This window comes from Streptomyces sp. NPDC026417, from assembly GCF_055567695.1.
Genome location: NZ_JBVHPY010000001.1, coordinates 197,727 through 205,066, shown reverse-complemented (window position 1 = coordinate 205,066; position 7,340 = coordinate 197,727). Strand labels below are relative to the sequence as shown.

At 70.2% G+C, this 7,340-nt stretch carries 4 protein-coding genes; all 4 read right to left on the bottom strand.

The genetic code is table 11. The features are described 5' to 3' along the window. Nucleotides 1-167 precede the first annotated feature (167 nt). Nucleotides 168-2,117: a TIGR03960 family B12-binding radical SAM protein gene (locus tag ACZ4NT_RS00845; protein ID WP_121403082.1), complete on the bottom strand. Its 1,950-nt coding sequence runs from the start codon at nt 2,115-2,117 to the stop codon at nt 168-170. A 101-nt stretch (nt 2,118-2,218) separates the two neighbouring features. Then, a complete protein-coding gene (locus tag ACZ4NT_RS00840; RefSeq protein WP_121403081.1) occupies nt 2,219-3,742 on the bottom strand; it encodes a CYTH and CHAD domain-containing protein in 1,524 nt (507 codons plus the stop codon). 82 nt (nt 3,743-3,824) lie between these two features. Continuing rightward, nucleotides 3,825-5,024: a rod shape-determining protein RodA gene (gene rodA, locus ACZ4NT_RS00835; protein ID WP_121403080.1), complete on the bottom strand. Its 1,200-nt coding sequence runs from the start codon at nt 5,022-5,024 to the stop codon at nt 3,825-3,827. A gap of 31 nt (nt 5,025-5,055) precedes the next feature. After that, nucleotides 5,056-7,308 (bottom strand): penicillin-binding protein 2, encoded by a 2,253-nt coding sequence (gene mrdA, locus ACZ4NT_RS00830; RefSeq protein WP_467722501.1) that lies wholly within the window; start codon nt 7,306-7,308, stop codon nt 5,056-5,058. Between the last annotated feature and the right edge of the window lie 32 nt (nt 7,309-7,340).

Here is a 7,340-nt window from a genome sequence, read left to right as displayed (position 1 = left end):
ACCCCCCCCCCCCCCCCCCCCCCCCCCTCCCCCCACCCACCCCCCACCTTCCCCCCCCCCCCCCCCCCCCCCCCCCTCCGGCCCCCCCCCCCCCCCCCCCCCCCCCCCCCCCCCCCCCCCCCCCCCCGGCAGAGGTCTCGATCAACCGATCGAGCGCCCCGCCCGCGTCAGTGCTGGTGTCCGCTCGTCGCCGGCTTCTTGACCGTCAGGGGCAGCAGCTTCTTGCCCGTCGGGCCGATCTGGATCTGGGTGTCCATCTGGGGGCAGACGCCGCAGTCGAAGCACGGGGTCCAGCGGCAGTCCTCGACCTCGGTCTCGTCGAGGGCGTCCTGCCAGTCCTCCCAGAGCCAGTCCTTGTCGAGGCCCGAGTCCAGGTGGTCCCAGGGCAGGACCTCCTCGTAGGTCTTCTCACGCGTCGTGTACCAGTCGACGTCCACGCCGAAGGCGGGCAGCGTCTTCTCGGCGCAGGCCATCCAGCGGTCGTAGGAGAAGTGCTCGCGCCAGCCGTCGAAGCGGCCGCCGTCCTCGTAGACGGCGCGGATGACGGCGCCGATGCGGCGGTCGCCGCGGGAGAGCAGGCCCTCGACGATGCCGGGCTTGCCGTCGTGGTAGCGGAAGCCGATGGAGCGGCCGTACTTCTTGTCGCCGCGGATCTTGTCGCGGAGCTTGGTGAGGCGGGCGTCCGTCTCCTCGGCGCTCAGCTGCGGCGCCCACTGGAACGGGGTGTGCGGCTTGGGCACGAAGCCGCCGATCGACACCGTGCAGCGGATGTCGTTCTGGCCGGAGACCTTGCGGCCCTCGGCGATGACGTTCATCGCCATGTCGGCGATCTGCAGGACGTCCTCGTCGGTCTCGGTGGGCAGACCGCACATGAAGTACAGCTTCACCTGACGCCAGCCGTTGCCGTACGCGGTGGAGACCGTACGGATCAGGTCCTCCTCCGAGACCATCTTGTTGATGACCTTGCGCATGCGCTCGGAGCCGCCCTCGGGCGCGAAGGTGAGGCCCGAACGGCGGCCGTTGCGGGTCAGCTCGTTGGCCAGGTCCACGTTGAAGGCGTCGACGCGGGTGGAGGGCAGGGAGAGGCCGATCTTGTCTTCCTCGTAGCGGTCCGCCAGGCCCTTGGCGATGTCGCCGATCTCCGAGTGGTCCGCGGAGGACAGCGACAGCAGGCCGACCTCCTCGAAGCCGGTCGCCTTCAGGCCCTTCTCGACCATGTCGCCGATGCCCGTGATGGAGCGCTCGCGCACCGGGCGGGTGATCATGCCGGCCTGGCAGAAGCGGCAGCCGCGGGTGCAGCCCCGGAAGATCTCCACCGACATGCGCTCGTGGACGGTCTCCGCGAGCGGCACGAGGGGCTGCTTCGGGTACGGCCACTCGTCGAGGTCCATGACCGTGTGCTTGGAGACGCGCCACGGGACGCCGGACCGGTTCGGTACGACGCGGGCGATACGGCCGTCGGGCAGGTACTCGACGTCGTAGAAGGCCGGGATGTAGACGTTGCCCGTCTTCGCGAGGCGGAGGAGTACCTCCTCGCGGCCGCCGGGACGGCCCTCCGCCTTCCAGGCGCGGATGATGTCCGTCATGTCGAGGACGGCCTGCTCGCCGTCGCCGATGATCGCCGCGTCGATGAAGTCCGCGATCGGCTCGGGGTTGAAGGCCGCGTGACCGCCGGCCAGCACGATCGGGTCGTCGAGCGTGCGGTCCTTGGACTCCAGGGGGATCCCCGCGAGGTCCAGGGCGGTCAGCATGTTCGTGTAGCCGAGCTCGGTCGAGAAGCTCAGGCCGAACACGTCGAAGGCCTTCACCGGGCGGTGGCTGTCCACCGTGAACTGCGGGACGCGGTGCTCCCGCATCAGCTCCTCGAGGTCCGGCCACACGCTGTACGTGCGCTCGGCGAGGACGCCCTCGCGCTCGTTCAGTACCTCGTAGAGGATCATGACGCCCTGGTTGGGGAGTCCGACCTCGTACGCGTCGGGGTACATGAGGGCCCAGCGGACGTCACAGGCGTCCCAGGGCTTCACCGTGGAGTTGAGCTCTCCGCCGACGTACTGGATCGGCTTCTGCACATGCGGGAGCAGAGCTTCGAGCTGCGGGAAGACCGATTCGGCAGGCATCGCGAACCTTCGTGAGCTGACTGGGGGGCGCCCCCGGCCGGAGGCTGGGGGGAGGGTGACCATCTAGCCTAACGCGGCCGGAAGGGTCCCCCGCCCCACGCTCAGAACGCCGCCTTCCGCTCCGCCTTCCGCCACGCCCCGGGCAGCGCCTCCTCGTCGGCCGCGGCACGGCGCTCCTCACGGCCGTACAGCACGCCGTACGTGAACGAACTCTCGCCGGCGGCCTGCGCCTGCTCCGCGAGGTCGCGCAGGGCGTCACGGGCCATCACGCTGTCCTGATGGTCGCCGAGCAGTTTCGTGAGCGACTTCATCGACTTCGCGGTGGCCTTGGCGGGCTTGCCGAGCGCGGGTACGGCGGCCTCGGCGGCGTACCGCGTCCGCTTGGCCTTCTTGCGGGCCTCGTGCAGCGCAAGGTCGCGATCCCGGCCCGCCGGCAGGCCGACGGCCCGGGAGACCAGGCTTTCGAGCTTGGCGATGTCCTTGTGGACGGCCTTGCCGAGGACCTTCTCCGGTTTCCCGGAGGCCGCCTTGCGCAGCGGCGGATCGGTGACCAGGGCGTCCAGGGCGGCCAGCAGATACAGGTGGCGGCGGCTGTCGAGGGCCTCGGTCAACCGCTGCCGGGAGCCGGTGTGGCGCGCCTGGGACCACGTGCGCAGCCGGTTGCGCACGGGACCCGAGCGCAGTGCCGCGGGAAGGTCGTCCAGGGCCGAGGCCAGCCGCTTGGTGATCACCTCCTGGTCGCGGTCCCCGGCCAGCTCCCCCGCCAGCCACTTCAGCTCGGTGCGGAGGGGATCGGTGACGGTGCGGTCCAGGACGTTGTCGAACGAGCGCAGGGTGTTGCGCAGGCGGCGGGTGGCGACCCGCATGCGGTGCACCGCGTCGGGCTGGTCGCGCCGGACCGCCGGGTCCAGCTCGACGAGGGCGTCGCGCTGCTCCCGTACGTAGGCGAGGACGTGGTCTCCGGCGGTGGCGGGCGCCTTCGCGGGGGCCGGCTTCTCTGCGCCGGGCCCGGCGGCCACGCCGGTCTCGGTCAGGGCGCGGGCCAGTTTGGAGGGGGAGGCGGACCGGTGCAGCCCGGCCTTGCGGAGCTTCTTCTCGACCTTGTCGAGGAAGGCCGGGTCCCCGTCGTCGGCGAGTTCCACCTCGATCTCGGTCCACTGGGCGGTGCCCTCGCCGCCGCTGAGCCGCTCGGCACGCACCCGGTCGACGCTGACCTCGGCGAGCAGGTCACCGTCGTCGTCGAGCAGATGGCGCAGGTCGCGGGAGGACCGCAGCCGCATGAGGGGGACGAGTGCGGCGTCCCGGGTGCGGGAGCGCACGAGCGAGGAGAGCGCGGTGGGCACGGAGTCGGAGAGGGGGGCGTGGATCTCGTCGCGCACGCCGTCCGCCACGGGCAGTTTCAGGTGCCAGCCCGCGTCCGCTCCGCCGGTGCGACGGCGCAGGGTGACGGACGCGGCCGCCAGGAGCCGGTCGACGGTGTCGTAGTAGGTGGCGTCCAGCTCGTCGACGCCCCGGCCGACGACGCTTCCGACGCCGGGGACGTCCGTCAGGTCGGGCAGGCCCACGCCGCCCCCGGCCGCCGGTCCCTCGTACTTCCGCTCGATCTCGCGCTTCGTGTCCGCCATGAAACGAATCTAGACGCGAATCGGGGCCGAGGGCAGTCCGCCCTCGGCCCCGAGTGGGCCACCCGTGTCCGCCGAGCGGCGCCTACGCCGACATCGGCCGCTGCACTCTGATCGACTGGAGCAGTCCGACGGCCACCCAGACCGCGAACATCGAGGATCCGCCGTACGAGACGAACGGCAGGGGCAGACCGGCGACCGGCATGATGCCGAGGGTCATGCCGACGTTCTCGAACGACTGGAACGCGAACCAGGCGATGATGCCGGCGGCGACGATCGTGCCGTACAGCTCCGTCGTCTCGCGGGCGATGCGGCAGGCGCGCCACAGGACGACACCGAGCAGCAGCAGTATCAGTCCGGCGCCGACGAAGCCGAGTTCCTCGCCCGCGACCGTGAACACGAAGTCGGTCTGCTGTTCGGGGACGAACTGGCCGGTGGTCTGCGAGCCGTGCCCGAGGCCGGTGCCGAACAGGCCGCCGGAGCCGATGGCGATGCGCGCCTGGTTGGTGTTGTAGCCGACGCCGGCCGGGTCGAGCTCGGGGTTGGCGAAGGCCGCGAAGCGGTTGATCTGGTACTCGTCGAGGATGTGCAGCTGCCAGACGGCGAGGGCGCCGAGGGCGCCGGTGCCGATCAGGCCGAAGACCCAGCGGTTGGAGGCGCCGGAGGCCAGCAGCACGCCGAGCACGATGATGACCATGACCATGACCGAGCCGAGGTCGGGCATCAGCAGCACGATCAGTATCGGCACGGCGGCCAGGCCCAGGGACTGCAGGACCGTGCGGTGGTCGGGGTAGGGCTTGTCGCCCGCGTCGACCCGGGCCGCCAGCAGCATCGCCATGCCCAGGATGATCGTGATCTTCACGAACTCGGAGGGCTGGAGCGAGAAGCCGCCGCCGAGGACGATCCACGCGTGGGCGCCGTTGACGGTGGCGCCCAGCGGGGTGAGCACGAGCAGGATCAGGAAGACGGAGATGCCGTAGAGAATCGGCACGGCGGTGCGCAGGGTGCGGTGGCCGAGCCAGACGGTGCCGATCATCAGCGCGATGCCGATGCCGGTGTTCATCAGGTGGCGGATCAGGAAGTAGTACGGGTCGCCCTGGTTGATCTCGGTGCGGTTGCGGGTCGCCGAGTAGACGAGGGCGGTGCCGATCAGCGAGAGCGCGATGGCCGAGAGCAGTATCGGCCAGTCGAGCCGGCGGGCCAGCGAGTCGCGGGCGAGGAGCCGCGTCCAGCCGGCGCGCTCGGGCCCGTAACCGGACACGGAGAAGCCGTTCGTGCCGGTCATGTGAGCCTTCCCTTCGTGGTGCGCGCGCCGGTCATGCGAGGGGCCTCCGCCGCTTCCCGGGGCGGGCCGAGCGCCTGCGTGTGTCGCGGTTGGTCGGGTCGGGCGGGGCGGTGGTGCCCGCGGGCTGGTCCGGGTCCGTGCCGGCGCCCTGGTCCTCCTCGGTCGCCTGCTGGTCCTTCGCCGGGTCCTCGGAGATCTTCGGGGCGTCGATCGAACCGTCCGTCTCGATCTTCGGCAGGTTCTTCTCCGGCGTGGGCAGCAGCGCCCGCTTCTTGTCGATCGCGCCGTCCTCGGAGACGCCGTACAGCGCGTTGTAGATCTTGCGCACGGCGGGGCCGGAGGCACCGGAGCCCGTACCACCCTGGGAGATGGTCATGACGACCGTGTAGTCCTTGGTGTACGTGGCGAACCACGAGGTCGTCTGCTTGCCGTAGACCTCGGCCGTACCCGTCTTGGCGTGCATCGGGATCTTGTCCTGCGGCCAGCCGCCGAACCGCCAGGCGGCCGTACCGCGGGTCGCGACTCCCGCGAGGGCTTCGTCTATCTCGTCGCGCGTCTTCTGCGTCATCGGCAGCTTGCCGTGCGAAGTGGGCTTGACGGGCTGCACGTTCTTGCCGTCGGCGCTGACGATGGCCTTGCCGACCGTGGGGTCGTACAGGGTGCCGCCGTTGGAGATGGCTCCGTAGATCGTGGCCATCTGGATCGGGGTGACGAGGGTGTCGCCCTGGCCGATGGAGTAGTTGACGGCGTCACCGGCGCGCATCTTGTTGCCTTCGAGGCAGTTCTCGTACGCGATCTTCTGGACGTAGTCGCCGTCCTTCTTGCCGGTCTTGCACCAGGCGTCCTTGTTGGCCTTCCAGTAGCTCTGCTTCCACTGGCGGTCGGGGACGCGGCCGGAGACCTCGTTGGGGAGGTCGATGCCGGTCTCCTTGCCGAGGCCGAACTGGTGGGCGGTCTTGTAGAACCAGTCGTGGGGGTGCTTCTTCGGCTTGTTGCCGCCGTCCTTCTGCCACTCCTGGTGCGAGAGGCGGTAGAAGACGGTGTCGCAGGAGACCTCCAGCGCCCGGCCGAGGCTGATCGAGCCGTACCCCTTGGACTCGAAGTTCTTGAAGACCTGGCCGCCGAGGTTGTACGAGCTGGAGCACTCGTAGTTGCCGTCGAAGGGGTAGCCGGCGTTCACGGCCGCGGTCGTCGGGATCACCTTGAAGATGGAGCCGGGTGCCGCCTGGCCCTGGATGGCGCGGTTGAGCAGCGGGTAGTTGGACTTCTTGCCGGTGAGCCGGGCGTAGTCCTTGCCGGAGATGCCGCCGACCCAGGCGTTCGGGTCGTAGCTCGGGTTGGACGCCATGGCGACGACCCGGCCGGTCTTGGCCTCCATGACGACGACCGCGCCGGCGTCCGCCTTGTAGTTCTCGCCGGTGTTCTTGTCGAACTCGTTACGGGCGGTCTTCATCGCCTCGTTGAGCTCGTACTCGGCGATGCGCTGCACCCGGGAGTCGATGCTCGTGACGACGTTGGCGCCGGGCTGGGCCGCGTCGCTCTCCGCCTTGCCGATGACCCGGCCGAGGTTGTCGACCTCGTAGCGGGTGACGCCCGCCTTGCCGCGCAGCTGCTTGTCGTACTGGCGCTCCAGGCCGGAGCGGCCGACCTGGTCGCTGCGCAGATACGGCGAGTCGGTGTCCTTGGCCTTGGTGATCTCCTCGTCGGTGACCGGGGAGAGATAGCCGAGCACCTGGGCGGTGTTGGCCTTGCCGGGCGCGGCGTAGCGGCGGACGGCCTCCGGCTCGGCGGTGATGCCGGGGAAGTCCTCGGAGCGCTCACGGATCTGCAGGGCCTGCTTGGGCGTGGCCTCGTCGGTGATCGGGATCGGCTGGTACGGCGAGCCGTTCCAGCAGGGCTGGGGCGTCTTGGCGTCGCACAGCCGGACCTTCTCGATGACGTCCTTGGGCTTCAGGTCCAGCACGTCGGCGAGCTTGGTGAGGACGCCCTTGCCGTCGTCCTTCATCTTCAGCAGGTCGGTCCGCGAGGCGGAGACCACCAGCCGGGTCTCGTTGTCGGCGATGGGCACTCCGCGCGCGTCCAGGATCGAGCCGCGCACCGCGGGCTGCACGACCTGCTGGACGTGGTTGCCGGAGGCCTCCTTGGCGTACTCGTCGCCGTTGCGGATCTGGAGGTACCAGAGCCTGCCGCCGAGCGTCCCGAGGAGGGAGAGCACGAGGATCTGGATGACGACGAGCCGGATCTGGACCCGTGGGGTCCGGCCGGTCTCGGGGATGTTGGTCACTGCGGCTGCCTCCCCCTCTCAGTGTGTGTACG